General features: G+C 63.6%; 12 protein-coding genes and 1 pseudogene. 4 read left to right on the top strand and 9 right to left on the bottom strand.

Going from position 1 to position 17,173, the window contains the following annotated elements:
• Nucleotides 1–9 precede the first annotated feature (9 nt).
• On the top strand, nt 10–525 hold the full coding sequence (locus GXH28_RS16735; RefSeq protein WP_206156739.1) for a hypothetical protein: 516 nt from the start codon (nt 10–12) through the stop codon (nt 523–525).
• A 21-nt stretch (nt 526–546) separates the two neighbouring features.
• On the opposite strand, the gene GXH28_RS06405 is transcribed toward GXH28_RS16735, so the two are convergent.
• Complete coding sequence (locus GXH28_RS06405) at nt 547–2,088, bottom strand: LCP family protein (protein WP_169238194.1); 1,542 nt, start codon at nt 2,086–2,088, stop codon at nt 547–549.
• Between the two features lie 245 nt (nt 2,089–2,333).
• Between GXH28_RS06405 and GXH28_RS06400 the strand changes: the two genes are divergently transcribed.
• The gene (locus GXH28_RS06400) at nt 2,334–3,623 is read left to right on the top strand and encodes a Gfo/Idh/MocA family protein (RefSeq protein WP_169238193.1); all 1,290 of its coding nucleotides are present in this window, start codon (nt 2,334–2,336) and stop codon (nt 3,621–3,623) included.
• A 1-nt stretch (nt 3,624) separates the two neighbouring features.
• Here the strand turns inward: GXH28_RS06400 and GXH28_RS06395 are convergent, their stop codons facing one another.
• On the bottom strand, nt 3,625–5,940 hold the full coding sequence (locus GXH28_RS06395; RefSeq protein ID WP_169238192.1) for a DUF4129 domain-containing transglutaminase family protein: 2,316 nt from the start codon (nt 5,938–5,940) through the stop codon (nt 3,625–3,627).
• A gap of 91 nt (nt 5,941–6,031) precedes the next feature.
• Nucleotides 6,032–7,474, bottom strand: coding sequence for a dihydrolipoyl dehydrogenase (gene lpdA / locus GXH28_RS06390; protein ID WP_240550234.1), 1,443 nt, complete (start codon nt 7,472–7,474; stop codon nt 6,032–6,034).
• A gap of 47 nt (nt 7,475–7,521) precedes the next feature.
• Here lpdA and GXH28_RS06385 point away from each other — a divergent pair, with 47 nt between their 5' ends.
• Together GXH28_RS06385 and GXH28_RS06380 are read left to right on the top strand one after the other, a co-directional pair.
• Nucleotides 7,522–8,784: a ribonuclease H-like domain-containing protein gene (locus tag GXH28_RS06385; RefSeq protein ID WP_169238191.1), complete on the top strand. Its 1,263-nt coding sequence runs from the start codon at nt 7,522–7,524 to the stop codon at nt 8,782–8,784.
• A 212-nt stretch (nt 8,785–8,996) separates the two neighbouring features.
• Complete coding sequence (locus GXH28_RS06380; protein WP_240550233.1) at nt 8,997–10,148, top strand: amino acid ABC transporter substrate-binding protein; 1,152 nt, start codon at nt 8,997–8,999, stop codon at nt 10,146–10,148.
• A 131-nt stretch (nt 10,149–10,279) separates the two neighbouring features.
• On the opposite strand, the gene GXH28_RS06375 is transcribed toward GXH28_RS06380, so the two are convergent.
• From GXH28_RS06375 to GXH28_RS06350, 6 genes and pseudogenes are all read right to left on the bottom strand, one after another.
• Nucleotides 10,280–10,480 (bottom strand): PLP-dependent transferase, encoded by a 201-nt coding sequence (locus tag GXH28_RS06375; protein WP_169238189.1) that lies wholly within the window; start codon nt 10,478–10,480, stop codon nt 10,280–10,282.
• A gap of 12 nt (nt 10,481–10,492) precedes the next feature.
• On the bottom strand, nt 10,493–13,297 hold the full coding sequence (locus GXH28_RS06370; RefSeq protein WP_169238188.1) for a glycosyltransferase family 39 protein: 2,805 nt from the start codon (nt 13,295–13,297) through the stop codon (nt 10,493–10,495).
• A 1,029-nt stretch (nt 13,298–14,326) separates the two neighbouring features.
• Nucleotides 14,327–15,175, bottom strand: a complete 849-nt coding sequence (locus tag GXH28_RS06365) for a sulfurtransferase (RefSeq protein WP_169238187.1) — start codon at nt 15,173–15,175, stop codon at nt 14,327–14,329.
• Nucleotides 15,176–15,231: 56 nt separating this feature from the next.
• Entirely contained in the window at nt 15,232–16,020 is a 789-nt protein-coding gene (locus GXH28_RS06360) for an ABC transporter ATP-binding protein (protein WP_169238186.1), read from the bottom strand.
• Nucleotides 16,021–16,110: 90 nt separating this feature from the next.
• Nucleotides 16,111–16,950 (bottom strand): ABC transporter permease, encoded by an 840-nt coding sequence (locus GXH28_RS06355; protein WP_445082645.1) that lies wholly within the window; start codon nt 16,948–16,950, stop codon nt 16,111–16,113.
• Nucleotides 16,943–17,173, bottom strand: a pseudogene (locus GXH28_RS06350) (ABC transporter substrate-binding protein); the annotation flags it as partial. The pseudogene GXH28_RS06350 and the gene GXH28_RS06355, both read right to left, overlap by 8 nt.

The raw sequence follows: 17,173 nt of genomic DNA, 5'->3' as shown, positions 1-17,173 counted from the left end.
GTGAACGGCATGCAGGATGTCCCCGACAACGCGCCGCGCCGAAATCGCGTTGCTTACAGTGTGCTCATCGGCATTATTCTCCTAACCATCCCGTGCTATTTGCTTGGCTTTGCCGCGCTGGTCATTCTGCAGCGGCCGGATCAGGATCTGCTCGCTGCACCGACTGCATCGCCGGCTCAGCCGCTTGCCGAGACGCGCCCGGCCACGCCCACGTTGGCCGACTTGCCCACCCAGTTCGCGCCGCCGACGATCACGCCGATCAGTATGCCGTCGCCGACGCGCGTCTTGCCTATACCGACTCACACGCCGCTGCCGACCGAAACACCCACCGCTACGCCGACCGAAACACCCACCGCCACGCCCACTGCTACGCCGACTCACACTCCCACGGCCACGGCCACGGCCACGCTTGTGCCGCCGACCGATACCCCTCTGCCTACAGATACGCCTATACCGACGCTCATCCCTACGCCAACGGATACGCCTACGCCGAATTCGGAGCCGGCCATCACGCCGATGCCCTGATCGGCGCGCACCGCGCGATGTTCACGGCGCGGGCGTCACGCGAATTTGTGCTCCGGTCGCTTCTAGCTTCACGTCGCCGGCGATGTTGGCCGTGTTCGGACAGGAGTCGTAATCTTCGCCCAGGATGACGCGCGCTGCCGATGGGCTGCTTGGATCCGGCTGGCCGATCACGTTGCGCGGTTGCACGCGGAAGATCTCTTGCAGCCGGGCAATCGGCGACCCCTTGCGCGTTGTGCTGTAATCCACAATCTGTGTCTGCGGGAAGCGATCCCCCTCAACCTGTCCCAGGGCAACCACTTGAAAGCCTTCCCACGCCAGCCGTTCTGCGGCCACCAGCTCCATGTCCGGCCGCGAAGAGCCGTTGTAGATCTCCACTGCAGGTCGGATTTGCGCCTGATTGCCGGCCGGCGGCGCCAACGCCTCGGCAATGAACGGGATGGTCTTGTCGGTTGGAATCAACACCGCGGCGCCATCCGCGCGCTGATAGGAGCGCACGATGGGCCAGGTGATCACGCGACTCTTGATGTCGTCGTTGCTGAGCCGCCGAGCGATGTCCACCAAAGGAACAAGGTCGGATGGGCCGAGGTCGGTCTCGATGCTGTTGCGGAGCTCGCTGTAGAGCCCGAGCGCGTTCTGTAGCAGGTTGCTATCGCGCGCCTTGCGGAACAGCGCGCGCAGCACCTTTTGCTGGCGTCGCGCGCGGTCGAAGTCGGTGGTGCTCCAACGCGAGCGGGCATACCATAGCGCCTGCTTGCCGTTCAAGGTCACCTTGCCCGGATAGAGGTCAAGATCGGTTTTGCCGAGCGGCGAGTCTTTGTCGGGGAAGGTGTCGTGCAGCTCGCACTCGATCAGGACCTCTATGCCGCCCAGCGTATCCACGGCTTTGATCAGCCCGGCGAAATCCACGCGCACGAAGTGGTTGATCTGGATGCCGAAGTTCTTGCGCAGGACCAGGGCGAGATAGGCCGGCCCACCGCCGGGATAGTTGCTGAGGTAGCCACGCTGCATGACCGTGTTGATGCGATCCTGCACGCCGTCTGACATACGCACTTGAAGGTCGCGCGGGAACGAGAGCAGGCTGACCGAAGGATGGCGCGGGTCAATGCTGGCAACGATGATGGTGTCGGTGCGCGCATAGTGGCTATCGGCCGAAGCGTCGCTGCCGAGCAGCAAAATGTTGACTGTACCCGGGGCCTGCGGCAACAGCGGGGCGTCCTCAGCGCCGAGCGCGCGCTCATCCACCTGCAAGTTCACGGCCACAGGCGTGGCGACCTCGGGCGCGTTGATGCGGCCGGGCGTCGAGGTGACCTCCGGCATGGTTGGGGCAGGCGTCGCGCCGACGACCGGCGCAAGGCCGGCACCCGACAGCACCGTGTCGGGCGCGAGCGTCGGCGCGAAGAAAGCGTCGCTGGAGCGCATCGCCGATTGCTGGCTTGGCAACTGCGGCGCTTCCGACGCAGGGGGGGGCTGAAAATGGCCCGTCCAAGTGACCCCCAAACCTACAGAGACGAGCACAAGCACGACGAGCAGTGATTCGAATATGCGCGCTATGTTCCTTCCCATGGCTTCACGCACGCCTGCGACGGAAATTTAGAAAGCCATCTCGCCCTGCCTGAAGCGCCGCATGCCCAAACAAGCGAGGCAACCTTCACGGGGAGTATAGTCGAGCTGTTTGCTCAGGCGGCAATTTCTTCCTGGACTATAAACTTGGCCGAGCGAGCACGGCTTGCTCGAACAGCTCGCAAAAGCCGCGATTGTGCGCGCCTTTAAGGCCGAGCTAATCTCAGCTAGCGTCAAGGAAGCAAGACATGTCATCTATCGAAGCCATCATGATCGGTGCGGGCAACCGCGCAACCTGGTCGTATGGGCCCTATGCCCTGCAACACCCGGACGAAATTCGATTCATCGCTGTGGCCGAGCCCGACGCCGAACGGCGCGCGCGTTTCGCGTCGTATCACGATATTCCGGCCGAGCGGCAGTTCGCCTCGTGGGAGGACGTGGTGGCGCGGCCGCAGTTGGCGCGCGCGGCGGTGAACTGCACGCAGGACCGTATGCACCATGCCAGCACGCTGGCGCTATTGCGCGCCGGCTACGACGTGCTGTTGGAGAAGCCCATCGCGCCCACCCGCGAGGAATGCGTTGCGCTGGTGGAAGCTGCCGAACGCCTGGGGCGCGTGTTGCAGATTTGCCATGTGCTGCGCTATACCCCTTTCTTCACGGCGCTCTACGACATCGTGAATAGTGGCCGCTTGGGTCGCATTGTCACCATAGATCACCGCGAGAACGTGAGCTACTGGCACATGAGCCACAGCTTTGTGCGCGGCAACTGGCGCAACGAAGCGCTCTCTGCGCCGATGATCCTCGCCAAATGCTGCCACGATCTGGACATCCTCATCTGGGTCATGGGTCAGCGCGTCAGGCGGCTGTCGTCGTTCGGCTCGCTGTTGCACTACCGCGCCGAGCGCGCAGCCGAGCTTGCGCCTGAGCCGATCCCCGAGCGTTGCACCGATGGCTGCCCGATCGAAGCCGCCTGCCCCTGGTATGCGCCGCGCCTGTACGACGCCGACATTCATCGGCGCTCGGCGCTGGAACGGTTCGAGGCGCGCGGCTTCATGCTCACCGCCGCCGACATGTTCAATGCCCTGCCGGAGGAGCGCTGGGAAAGGCTGAAGACCAGCCCCTACGGCCGCTGCGTGTATCGCTGCGACAACGACGTGGTGGACCACCAAACGCTCAATCTGGAATTCGAGGGCGGCGCGACCTGCACCTTCACCATGCACGGCCACAGCGACCGCGAAGGCCGGACGATGCGCTGGGACGGCACGCGCGCGACGCTCTACGGCGACTTCAGCGAAGGCCGGCCGTTTACGCTCCGCATCGTCGATCACGGCAGCCTGAGAGAAGAAGCGATCCACCCACCTGGCGATGGCAGCGGTCACGGCGGAGGCGATTTCGGGCTCATGCGCGACTTCGTCAAAGCGCTGAACGGCGAGCGCACCAGACATCAAACAACTGCCCGCGTGTCGCTAGAAAGCCACCTGCTCGCCTTTGCGGCGGAGGATGCGCGCCGAGAGGGTCGGGTGATCCACTGGTCGTGAGTCAACGAACGCTACGGCGCCCGCGCCATTGCCTGCGCAAACGGACCCGCAATAACGCCCGGCGCAGGGCGCTGCGCGCTTTGGGCCAGGCCGATAGCGCTGCTACAGCATCGTCCCGACTGTGAGCTTCCCTCGGCGGTGCGAAGCGCTTGCGCACATACAGATCGGTGATTTGTTGTACGGCGGATGCTGCCTGCGGCGCGTACTGCGCCAGCGCCTCAGCTTGCTCGTAGGGCGTGAACTGGCGCTGCCTGCCGACGCCGAGCCAGCCGGCGTAGCGCGTGATGAGGGCATACGCCCGCTCGACCGCCGGCAGCCGGCCCACCCCTGCGCTTTCGAGATAATGCAACACGCCCAATCCCACAGCCATCAGGAGCGGAATCAGCAGCAGGTAAGGCAACCCGCTGTTGCGCAGGCGTTGAAGCATCTCGGATCGTCCGTCGGTTTCGGGGGGCGTCGCGCGCGGCGGATCAGCCGGCGCATCGGGCTGTAAAGGCTGCGGCTCCGGCGTGGGCGTAGCGGCTTGCACCGATTCCGTCGCCTGGGGCTGGGGCGTGGGTGTGGGCGGCGACGTTGGCGTAAGGGTCGGCGTCGCTCCGGCCTGTGGTTCGAAGCGCTCGATCGGCGGCTGGCCGGCGGTCGGCTCGAACTCCACCCAGCCGTAGCCTGTGAAGAACACCTCCACCCACATGTGGCTGTCGTCGCCCTGGACGCGGTAGAGTGCGCGATCGGGGATGTTGGGGTCGAGCGCCACGTCGCCCTGAGCGTAGCCGACGGCCACACGCGCAGGGATGCCGAGCGAGCGCAGCATGACTACCATCGCTGTCGCGTAATAGTTGCAATAGGCGCGCCGAATTTCGAAGAGGACGTAGTCGCTAGCCTCGATGCTCGGCGGCGGTGCGGGCAACTGCTCGTCGTAGGTGATGTTATCCCGCAGCCAGCGCTCGATGGCAGCCGCCTTGTCGAACGCCGTCGGCGCGCGCGCCGTGATGTTGCGCGCCAAGTCGAAGACGCGCGCGGGTACTTGCGGCGGCAACTGTAGGTATCGCGCGGTCCAGGCCGGGTAATCCGGCGGCGCCGCGCGCAACTGCGCGACGTTCGCAATGCTCACCGAGCCCAGGGCTGTGTAGCGGTTCCCGTCTAGCAAGGGCACGGGCAATTTGAGCTGAACCAGGTCCACGGTGGTGTTGCCCACCCGCTCGAAGATGGCCTGTGCGCCGACGCTGGCGCGCAATGGCTGCGACGGCGCATAGATGCTGTCGGTGCCGCGATAGAGGACGAAGTCGGCCTGCGTTGGCATGCGCGCGGCGTAGCTGGCCAGCGGGATGTTGACATCGAACGGCTGAGCGTTGGTCGTGGTCTCGATGGTGTTCCGCCAGGTCAATCCGTCGTAGTGGTCGTAGCTGGCGGCGCGCCAGTAATAACGCGCCGGTGGCGCCATCACATCCATAATCGGCTCGGCGGTGAGGCTGCGCGGGCCGCTGAGCGTGACGGACGAGGCGTAGCTATCCACCTCGCGCGAAATGTTGTTGTTCAGGTTAGCGAACAGGCGATTCCAGCGCGCGAGCAACTCTTGGTAAGGCGCGTTGAGCTGTTCGAGGAAGTTGCGACCGGCGGCCGAGGTTGTCGCTTCGCTGAGCCGCCAACCGAACAGGCCGGCCAGTGTGGCCATGGCCAGGCCGCCGACGACGAACCATCGCCCCAACGCGGGCGAGAAGCGCACGTGGCTTTGTAACCAGCCGGCCTCGCGCTCCGCCAGGTGCGAGCGCGCCAGCAGCGTCACGGCGCACAGTAGGTAGATCAGCAGGAACGGCGCCATCGGGTTCTGGCCGGCGTAGTAGTAGTCGTTGGAGAACATCGCGACGCCGGTCGGCAGGATCACGTGCCAGATGCGCTGATAGCGGAAGGAGTACCAGGCAGCCGTGTAACCCAGCGCCCAGAATAGCCCACTCAGCAGCAGGATGAAGATCACCGGCTCACTACTGGCGCCGTTGTTCAACGCCTCCTCGATCCAGGCGACGATTTTCTGGAGGAGCAGCATGGTGCGCGCGCGCCAGTGGTCCGCCTCCCCGGCGATGCTGGGATGCGTTCCGCCGATCACGCCCAGCGTAAACAGCCCGTAGATCAGACTGGTCAGATGCGCCGTCCAAGCGGGGAAGCTGCTGTAAGCCAGCGCTGTCCCCGCCAGCAGGCCCAGCGCAGCCGCCCAGGCGACGACACCCACCCCCGGCATCCACTCCGCCGCGACGATGCTGCCCAGCGCAGCGAATAGCATGGCGAAGAGCACGAGGAGGGTGATCAGGTCGCTTCTTCTCATCCGGAGCGATGTGAGCTGCGCGCTGTGGGCCGAGAGCTGTAGGCCTGCGAATCCCCGATGGGCTTAAAGCTCAACGCTGGAAGCCCCAAGCTCAAATGTGAATCGGCAATCCGCCGATGCCCTCGGCAGCTTCCATCAACGATTCGCTCAATGTCGGATGCGCATGCACGGCGCGGGCGATTTCCTCCGGCGTCAGCTCGGCGTTTTTGGCCAATACGAACTCCGGCAGCAGCTCGGTCACATCCGGCCCGATGCAGTGCACGCCGAGGATCTCGCCGTACTTCGCGTCGGCTACGATCTTGACGAAGCCCTCAGTGTTGTTCAGCGCCAGGGATTTGCCGTTGGCGCGCAGCGGGAACTTGCTGACCTTGACCTCATAGCCTTTCTCCTTGGCTTGCGCCTCCGAGAGGCCCATGCTTGCCACTTGCGGGATGGTGTAGGTGCAGCGCGGCATGGCATCGTAGTCGAGCTTGGGGAGATGGTCGTGGTATTTGCCCAGCTTGGCGGCGATGGACTCCGCAGCCACCACGCCTTGCGCCTGGGCCACGTGCGCCAGCCGCAATTTGCCGGTCACGTCGCCGATGGCGTAAATGCTCGGCACGTTCGTCGCCATGTGGTCATCCACCTCGATGTAGCCGGCCTGATTCATCTTCACGCCGACCTTATCCAGCCCAATGCCTGCGGTGTTTGGCGTCACACTCACGGCGACCAGCACCCACTCCGACTTGATGGATTGCTGGCCCTTGTCGGTCTCGAAGAACACCTCGGCACCCTCTGCGCCCACCTTAGCGTCGGTCACTTTCGCGCCGGCAATCGTTTTGATGCCCCTGCGGTTGAAGGCCCGCGCGATCTCGGCGCTGACCTCCTCGTCTTCCAGCGGCATGATGCGTGGCAGCGCTTCCAGCACGGTCACCTCTGAACCGTAGGCGTGGAAGATGTAGGCGAACTCCATGCCGATCGCGCCGGAGCCAATCACGACCATGCTCTTCGGCGCGCGCTGCACTTCTAGGAGCTGCCGGTAGGTAAACACCCGCGTGCCGTCCGGCTTGAGGAAAGGTAGCGTCAGCGGCTTTGCGCCGGTCGCGATGATCAGGTGGTGAGCCGTGATCGTGCGCTCTTCGCTGCGATGCTCGACGAGGATCGCGTTCGGGGCGACAAGCGTCCCCTCGCCGATGAACACCCTGATGTCGTTCTTCTTCATGAGGAACTCGACACCCTTCACCAGACGGTTGCTTACCTCGCGGCTGCGCTTGTATGCCCTCGCGTAGTCCACGCGCAGGTTTTCGTAGCTGATGCCATACGCCTCGCCGTCCTTGACCAACTCGACGATCTCGGCGTTGCGCAACAACACTTTGGTGGGGATGCATCCCCAGTTCAAACAGATGCCACCCAGTTGATCGCGCTCGATCAGGGCGACCTTCAATCCCAGTTGTGCGGCGCGAATGGCGGCGACGTATCCGCCGGGGCCCGCGCCGAGCACTGCCACATCGAACATTAGGGCGCCGTTGGAAGACGCAACAGAAACCGTTGTCATATGCGCGATTATCCCACCTTATGGCGTTGCCCGTACAATGGGTCAGCATGGACCTCGATCTGCGCGAGCGATTGCGGCGGCTGGGCGTGCGCAAACATGCTGCACCTCTCAAGCCGGCGCTACAATCGAATCGCGACGTCGCGCCATTGCGCGCTCAACTCGAGCTGATGAGCACGCCATGCGGACCTGCCTATGTGAGCCGGTCGGCATACCCGCTGGCGCATCGTCATGGCGATCGCGCTTTGGATGCCGTGCTGCGCCACTCACCCGAACTGCTCGCCCGGCTCATCGTAGGGCGCACCATCACCGAGATAGACCTGCGCCGGGCGATTTTCCTCGACACCGAGACGACGGGTCTGAACAGCGGGGTGGGTACGCTCGCCTTTCTGGTCGGCCTGGGATACTTCGAAGGTGAGCGCTTTGTCATCGAGCAATTCTTCTTGCGCGATCCGATCGAGGAAATCGCGATGTTGAGCGCGGTGAGCCGGCGCGCGCATGACCGTCAGCCCATTATCACGTTCAACGGGCGGGCCTTTGATGTGCCGCTGCTCGAGTCGCGCTTTGTCTTGTCGCGCATGGCGTCCCCTTTTGCCGACAAGCATCACTTCGATCTGTTGTTGTCGGCGCGTCGCGCCTGGCGCGGCAGCCTGGGCTCGTGCGGCCTCGGCTCGCTTGAGTTTCACCTGTTGGGGGTGCGGCGCGGGCAGCGCGATATACCCGGCGCGGTCATCCCGCTTCTGTATCGCGAATATCTGGCTGCCGGCGGGGGCGAACCGAACGAGGACATGCAGCGTGTGATGTATCACAACGCCAATGACATCCTCTCCATGGTCACGCTCATAGCATGCCTGGCCGACGCGCTCACGCAGCCGCAGGATGTGGCGGAGCACTTCAACGCGGCGCGGTTCTATGAGTGCGCGGGCGACTACGATGCCGCCGAGCGCAGCTATCTCGCTGCAGTTGGAGCACTACAGGCCGGGCGTTGGCGCGATCTTCGCGCTCTCATCCCCTCTGCACAATCCTCGAACTCCGCCCCCCCACGCCAGTCTCTTCGGCGCGCCGCGCGATTCTTGAAGCGTCGCGGGCATCCGGAGGAAGCATTGGCTCTCTGGCAGCGTTTGGCGGAGGCGGGCGATGTCGAAGCCTTGATCGAGGTCGCCAAGCACTACGAGTGGCGCATGGGCGACCTCGATCGCGCGCTGACCTACGCGTGGCGGGCGCTCGGCGCCAACTCACAGCCGGCGCTGCACAGGGCGATTGCTCGACGGATTGCGCGGCTAGAGCGCAAGGCGCTGCAATCCAAAGCCTAGAAGAATCTGTTAAGCTGAGAGGAGCGGACATCGGGGGGCGCAATCGCTCCGCGGTGCCCGCAGGTGTGTGAATGCGCGTCTGCCCAGCTTTTCATATAATTCGCCCGCAGCGCAGTTCCCCGTAGAGTTGTCCGATCATTCGGATTCAGAATTACTCGAAATCGAAGGAGGAAAAGCAAATGATACGCCCACGAAAGGTTCTCGGCCTGCTCATGGCAGTTCCAATGGTGCTCGCAGCGTGCGCTGCCCCTCCGGCGGCAGCCCCCGCTGCTCCGGCAGCGCCGGTCGAGGTCACGCGCATCGTCGAGGTGACGCGCGTTGTCGAGGTGACCGCCGCGCCTGCCGCTACCGTTGCGGCTGCTCCCACACCTGCCCCCGCTGCGCCTGTGGCGTCTTCGGGCTTCGGCGAGACGCTCAAGGCGATCAAAGCGCGCGGCAAGTTGATCTGCGGCGTCAATAGCCAGGTCCCGGGCTTCGGCTTCGTGGATTCCGCCGGCGCATTCAGCGGCTTCGACATTGACTACTGCAAGGCCCTGGCGGCGGCCATTTTCAACGACGTGAATAAGGTTGAGTACCGCCCGCTGACGGCTGAGCAACGCTTCGCTGCGCTGCAGAGCGGCGAAATTGACGTGCTCATCCGCAACACCACTTGGACGCTGACCCGCGACACCGACAACGGCGCAAACTTCGTCGCCACCACCTTTTACGACGGTCAAGGCATCATGGTGCCGAAGGATTCCAACATCACCAAGTTGGAAGAGCTAGACGGCGCGACGATCTGCGTGCAGAAGGGCACCACCACCGAGTTGAACCTGGCCGATCAGATGGCGGCGCGCAATTTGCAATACACGCCAGCCGTGTTCGAGGATGCCAACGGCACGTTCGGCGCCTATGCCGAAGGGCGCTGCGACGCGGTGACTACCGACAAGTCCGGCCTGGTGTCTCGCCGCTCAGTGTTGCCCAACCCCGACGACCATGTCATCCTGGACGTGACGCTGTCCAAGGAGCCGTTGGGCCCGATGGTACGCCACGGCGACGACCAGTGGTTCGACATCGTGCAGTGGACGGTGTTCGCCACCTTTGCCGCCGAGGAATTCGGCATCACCTCTGAGAACGTGGACAGCGTAGCGGCGAACGATACGCGCCCCGAAGTGCGGCGTTTGCTCGGCGCGGATGAGAAGGTGGACCTGGGCGCCAAGCTGGGCCTGAGCAAGGACTGGGCCGTGAATGTGATCAAGGCTGTCGGCAACTATGGCGAGATCTACGATCGCAACCTCGGCCCGAATACCAAGACGGCTATCCCGCGCGGCATCAACAATCTATACACGCAGGGCGGACTGCTCTACTCGCCGCCGTTCCGATAGCCCCGCGGACTCGTCCGCAACTACGCATGAGGCGCCAGGCTTCTTCCGCAAGAAGCCTGGCTTGTTTTTGTGATGCGATCGCAGTCGCGATGAAGCATCGCGTTGGGATTACCCGTTGCCCTTGCGCCAAGCTATAGCGCGCTCTCGAGGTCGGTCGGGATATCCTGAGGGGCCTCGATGCCGACCGACAACCGCAGTAGGCCATCGCTGATGCCACGCTCGGCGCGCTGGGTCTCGTTCGGTTCGCGATGCGATGAAATCGGCGGGTATGTGATCGACGAATAGATGTCGCCCAGGCTGGTCGCAGGCAAGATCAGCTTCAGCCGGTTCATGAAGCAGGGGGCTCATGGCGATGCGGGGAGAACGTAGTCGGAGAGGACGACAACGTCGTCCGGCGCAGGAACACCGTTCTGCGTCGCCGGCCAACGGCGGAGCGTGGCCGCCGTGTATATGCCGGCGCGCAGGTGGTAGACGCCCGGTTGCAGCGCAGCGCCGGTGCGGATGGTGTGTACTTGGCGCACCCATTGACCGGGGCGCAACGATTGTGTGCGGCGGGCGCCGTTGAACGGCGGTCCATCGTCCTGGCCGATGAAGTTGCCGGCGGCGTCGAAAAGATGTACGAATAGACGGCCATCCTCTTGTGGACGCGCTTCCACGCGCCAGAACGTTTCAACCACCAGCACGCCTGCCTCCGGCTGCACCTCGGTGATGCTGTAGCCCTGGAGTGTTAGCGGACCGACATGGGCCGCTGTCACGGTGATGGCGTAGTTTGGCGTTACCTCGATGGGGGATGCTGGGACGATGGTGACCCGACCCAGCGTATGGCGCTGGGCGGCTTGACCTTCGCGCTCCAGATAAAGCGTCAACCAGTAACGGCCCTCGCTCAGCGAGGCGGAGGGCACGAGGTATTGATCGCGCACCGCTTCGCCCAGGGGCCAGTGCGCCGGCGGCCAGGGGTGAGCGGCCAGCGGACGCTCGACCTGCGCTTCGCCGCTGCCGGACAACGCCAGCCGAATGCGCCAGCCGTCGGCAAGCGGTTGCCGTGCTGACCAGGTGAGCACAACGGGCATGTCCTCGCCCTCGCTCAGCGAGGGGAGATATTCTGCCTGCAGCAGGCTGAGCGCCGGGGATTCCCACAGCGAGGCTGTGGCAAGGCGCGGCCAGCGAACCCAGCGTTCGACCTCCGTCACGTCTAACGTCCACGTTTCCCGCTGGAGCACATCGCCTTGAGCGTCGGTGAGGGTGAGGGTCAGCACATACGGGAGGGGGGGAAGCCCAGGCCACAACGGCAGGGTGTAGCGCATGGCTGATAGGGGAGCAGGACGCTGCTTTGATTGCTCCTCATTCTGGACCAGGGGCAGATAAATGCGATGGGACAAAGGTGCCCCCGGCTGTGCAGCCGGCTGCCCGAGCAGCGTCTCGATGCGAAAGTCGTACCATACCGCGTTGTCGTGACTCAAGCGCACGGAGAGATAGGCCGGAGCGCGCTGTGACCGTCGCCAGTAAGCGATCAGCCCGAGGGCCGGGCGTTCGTAGCGCAAATCCGGCGCAATAAACGACAGGCCGGCCAGCGCGCCGTCTGAGGTTGCGGCAACGTGTGCCTCGGGGGGCAACTGATCCAGCCACGCAGATCGATCATAGAGGCGCACGCGCAGCGACGTGGTGCGCGCGGGAAAGGCGACTTCTTGCCTATAGGTGAAGCCTTGCTCTGCAATTTGCACCACGAAGCGGTTCCAATAGTCTTCCAAGTCGCCGGCCAGCACAACCCATAGCCGCCCATATCGCTGCGCCAGAAGGTCGCCGGCCGTATTGGCCGAAGTGTCTCGCCATTGGCCGGCGGTCTCGAAGAAATCCATCGGTTGCCCTAGGTAGTAGCGCAGGCTGGCTTCGCTGGCGTGAAGGCCGAGCAGGACGCCATCATCGCGGCGTAGGTTCTGGCGCAGAAACGTCGCTAGGCCGCGCCAGTCATCCTGCCACACGTCCGTGCGCACATGGGTCATCCAAGCGCCGAAAGCAGGGGGAACCAACGAAAGGACGAGCAAAGGGAAGCCGACGAGCGCCTTTGAACGGGGCAACGCGGCGAACCCACTGCCGACGGCGCTGGCTATCGCAGCATGGAACAACGGGAAGGTGTACACCACGTAGCGAAAAGAGGGACGGTTTTCAAGGCGTGAGCTTGCAATGAGCCAGCCAAGCAAGGGCGCTACCGCGAGGATGATCCAGAGATAGGTGTGGCGTCGCCGCTGTCGGAGCGTTGTCAGCCAGCCGAAGAGGATCAACGCGACGGTGGCCCAAAGCAATGAGCCGCCGGTGGGATCGGCGGCATTTAGGCCAAAGGTCAAAGCGTTCACGCTGTCGGCGATGAACTCCCGGCCGACTTCGAGTAAGGGGACGGGCTGCTTAGTGGAAGACAGGGCCCCGCCGCTGTAGCCGATGATGAAATCAAGCGTGGGGCGCCCCAGGATTGCGATCAGCATCAGGCCGATCAACGCCACCATTGAAAGTAGGAGTTGATGATGGCCGCGGCGCAGGCGCACGCACGCTAGGATACGGGGGCTGAGGAATGCCAACTGAAGGGTGAGAGGGAGGAGCAAGCTGTAATGGGTGAGGAAGCTGCCTATGCATAGCGCCGACCAACCGATGAGCCAGCGGATCGAGGCGAAACGATGGCTGAGGACGCGCAGGGCAGCGTAGCTGCTTAATGCGCCCAAGAGGGTGGTAAGCGCATACATGCGCACCTCGGCAGCTTGCCACAGGTATGTCGGCGCGAGCATGGCCAGCGACGCCGCCATAAAGGCAGCGCTGCGCCGTCTGACCAACCGTTGCGTCAGGACCGCGGTGGCGGGGATGATCAGAGTAGAACAAAACGCTGAAAAGCTCCGCCACCCGAACACCGTGTGGCCGGCCAACTCGCCCCATGCCTTGGCCAGCGCAAAGTAGAGCGGCGGGTGTAAGTCAACTGTAGGAATGGTCTGATGGAAAATCTGGTTGGCAAGGATGTCTGACCAGCTCGACCAGATGCGCAGCAAGCTAAACCCCTCGTCGAGCCACAGGCTGCGCGCGTCCAGCTCGATCAACCTGAGCGCAAAGCCAACCGCGCACAGCGCAAGCAGGCCAAGTTGACATGTCCGAAGGTGCCGAGATCGCATACTCCGTGGGGCACGATATGGCTCGCCTCAACAGCGCGCAACGGTGGAGGCGCAGGAACAAGCTAAGCGTCGCTGTGCGCACCGCAGCCAACGGCGAGCAGCAGGCGCATTGAGGCCTGGCTGGACGGCGTCGGCGAGAAATCGCATGACGAAATTATCTCATGCGCAAGTCATGCGTAAGACATGGGTGCACTCGACAAAAAGGCGCATCTGCGCGCGGCGGTGGACTTTGTCCCTCGCCACGCTGAGCTGATACGATGCCATCCGCGCCAAGTTCTTTCGCGCAGGCGCTGATGGATACCTCGAAATGACGACGCACTGCCCTGGCCGTGATAGTGGTGGCGTTGCTGATGAGCGCTGCTCTTCAGTTTGCTACGCGAGGGCGGGTCAGCCTTTAAGCAAATCGCCGCTGTGCTCCTGATGGACCCTGGCGAGGCAGGCGCAGTGGTGAAGCGCGCGGTGCACGGCGACGCGATTGTCGTTGAGGTCAACGGCCGAGAACATCGCGTGAGTTACACCGGCGTGGATGCGCCGGAGAGCGCCGCGCGCAGGAGTGCCACGGTGAGCAAGCGGTACGCCATAACCAATCCCTGGTCGAGGGAAAGTCGTCCGGCCGGAGCGCGATGTCAACGACGCCAATGATGTTATGGAGCTGGGGCGGACCGAGCGTTTCAGGGGCATCGTGTTCAGCATGAACACTGCGCGTTAACGCCCGGCGAGCATGCGTGACGCCGTTACCACTGCCAACAGGTGCTGCCCCCGGTGTTCGCCCTGGCCGATGCACTCAAGTGATGCAGCGCCCTCGCCGAGGCGCCGTGGTAAGCCCGGTGCCCCTCACAGTCCCCTGAACGGCGCGAGGAGGCTGTGCGATGCAATCGTGCCTCAGCCCACTGCGCACGAGAGCGCTGCCTTTTCGTATGCGCTTTGCTTTTGCTGAGAAAGGGATGGGGGTCGTGGAGATGTTGTCAGGCATGGGGCCGACTCTGCGGGGCACCCAACCGATTGGTCGGCCCCTGCATCCCTGCGGTCTTACTTCTCAATCGGCAAACCGACGCTGTTGCCCCACTCCGTCCAGCTCCCATCGTAGTTTTTCACGCGCGGATAGCCCAGCAGGTAGGTGAGCACGAACCAGGTGTGGCTGCTGCGCTCACCAATGCGGCAGTAAGCGATGATGTCTCGATCGGGTGTGATGCCCTGGCTGCGGTAGAGGGCCTCGAGTTCTTCGCGCGATTTGAACGTGCCGTCTTCGCGCACGGCTTGTGCCCAGGGGATGTTCTTCGCGCCGGGGATGTGGCCGCCACGCAGTGCTCCCTCGTTAGGATATTCGGGCATGTGCAGACGTTCACCGGTGTATTCTGCCGGGCTGCGCACATCCACCAGCACCCCCTTGTTTTGTACGTGGCGCAACACCTCATCGCGGAAAGCACGAATGGTCGAGTCATCGCGCGGCGGCGCTTTGTAGTCGGTGCGCGGATACGACGGCACGTCGCGCGTCAGCGGGCGGCCTTCGTCAATCCACTTCTTGCGTCCACCGTTGAGGATGGCGGCTTTGGTGTGCCCGAACAATTGGAATACCCAGAAGGCGTAGGTCGCCCACCAGTTGTTCTTGTCGCCGTAGAACACGACGAACGAGTCGTTGGCGATGCCCTTGCTGCTCATCAGCTCCGCGAAACGTGCTGAGTCCAGATAGTCGCGCTTCAGCGGATCGTTGAGGTCGGTCGTCCAGTCAATTTTGATCGCACCGGGGATGTGGCCGGTGTCGTACAGCAGTGGATCTTCGTTCGATTCCACGATGCGAACGTTCGGGTCGTTTAGATGTTCGGCCAGCCAGTCGGTGCTGACCAAGGCTTCGGGATGGGCATATGCAGATGTGCTCATAGCTTTACTTTCCTCCTTAAACCAAACAAGAAGATGGGGCTCATTCTGTCACACCCTCAAACGCCAAAGGGTATGCCGTTGGGCAAGTCCGCGGATTCCAGGGCGTGAACGACGTCGAGCGCTTCGAGCAAATGCGCGCGCAGACGCAGTAGCTCTGGGTCGCGCCGGTCGCGCGGGCGGGGCGCTTTGACCGCCAGCACCTCGCGCACCGACGCCGGCCGGCTGCTCATGACGACGACGCGATCGCTGAGGTAGAGCGACTCGTCCAAGTCATGCGTCACCAGCACCATCGTCACCTGGGTGCGCTGCCAAACTTCGAGCAGCAGCTCTTGCAGCCGCATGCGCGTGAGCGCATCCACAGCGCTGAACGGTTCATCGAGCAGCAACACGCCCGGCTCCGTCGCGAGCGAGCGCGCCAACGCTGCGCGCTGCGCCATGCCACCGGAGAACTGACGAGGCAAATGGCTGGCAGCGTGATCGAGCTTCACCTGGCGCAGCCAGGTGTCCATGCGTTCGCTTGTGGCCGGCGATGCTGCGCCGTTCTCTTGGCGCAGGCCGAAGCGCACGTTGTCGCGCACGTTCAGCCAGGGCATCAGTCGTGGCTCCTGAAACATCAGTCCGACGGCGCGGCTCGGTCCGGTCACTGGCTGATCGTCAATCAGCAGGCGGCCGTCGTAGTCGCGCTCCAGGCCGGAGAGTAGGCGCAGCAGCGTGCTCTTGCCGCAGCCGCTCGGACCGATCAGGCTGACGATCTCCGATGGCCTCACGTCCAACGACAACTCATTCAACACCAGGTTGCCGTCGAACCGCTTCGTCACACGTTCGATCTTGATGGAACTACTCATCTCAGCGATCTTTCATTGGGTCATCTTACGCTCCTACGCGTGCAACTCAAACGCAAGACGCGAGACGCAAGACGAAAAGACGTCCACCCTTCACCTGCCTTGAAAGACATCCGCCCAGTGCAGCGCCCACCATTCGACGGCGCGGAGCGCGCTGTTGCTCAGCTTGCCCAGCAGCGCCAGGGTGAGGATGCTGACCAACATGATGTCGGGACGCGCGCTGTTCTGGCCGTCAATCAGCATGAAGCCCAGGCCACGTGTGCTGGCGATCAGCTCAGCAGCTACTAGGAACAGCCAAGCTTGGCCGAAGCCGATGCGCAGGCCCGCGAGCAGATACGGCGATGCCGACGGCAGCACGATCCGGCGCACCAGCTCGAAGCTGCGGAATCCGAACACGTAGCCTACCTCGACCAGCTTGCGGTCGGCCTGGCGAATGCCGCTGACCAGGTTGAGATAGACGGGGAAGAACGCGCCGATGGCGATCAGCGTGATCTTCGGCGCTTCGTCAATCCCCAACCACAACAGCAGGAACGGCACCCACGCCAGCGAGGGGATATTGCGCAGCGCCTGTAGCGTTGGATCAACCACCGCTTCGACGCTGCGCGATAACCCGACCAGCGCGCCGGCGATCAGGGCGATGGCCGCGCCGATGGAAAAGCCGAGCAGCACATGTCCGACGCTGGCGCCGATGTGGCGGAACAAGTCGCCGCTGGCGATCATGTCGAGCGCTGTGCGCAGCGTCTGTCCGGGCGAGGGCAACTGATTAGGCGAGAAGATGCGCAAGACGTCGGTTGCCAAGAACCAGGCAAGTAATAGCCCGGCCGGCACGAGGAGGGCGAGCCAGCGGCGCACAACAAGGCGCGTGCCGGCTCTCTTCGCCTCCGGCGATGCCCCTGCTAGAACGCGCGAGTTAGCCAGCGTCATGTCACCGATTGATCGCCGCGAGCGCCAAATTCGCGTCCAGAAGTTCGGCGAGCGCGGCCTTGGGATCAGCATCGGATTGCACCAGCTTTTCGTCCACCAAGATCGGCGCGACGGCTTCCAGCGCGGCGCGCAACTTGTCGTTCGGCGCGCCCACATCCTTGTCGAGCACCGTGTGCTCGGTCAGTTGTTTCTTGGCGATCGCCAGATCGAGCTTAGCCTCGCGCGCCAGGAT

It is taken from the genome of Candidatus Roseilinea sp. NK_OTU-006, assembly GCF_012931985.1.
In the GTDB taxonomy this organism is placed as follows: Bacteria; Chloroflexota; Anaerolineae; order J036; family Brachytrichaceae; genus JAAFGM01.
The sequence above is the reverse complement of the archived record's forward strand: the minus strand, read 5'-3'. Positions and strand labels throughout refer to the sequence as shown.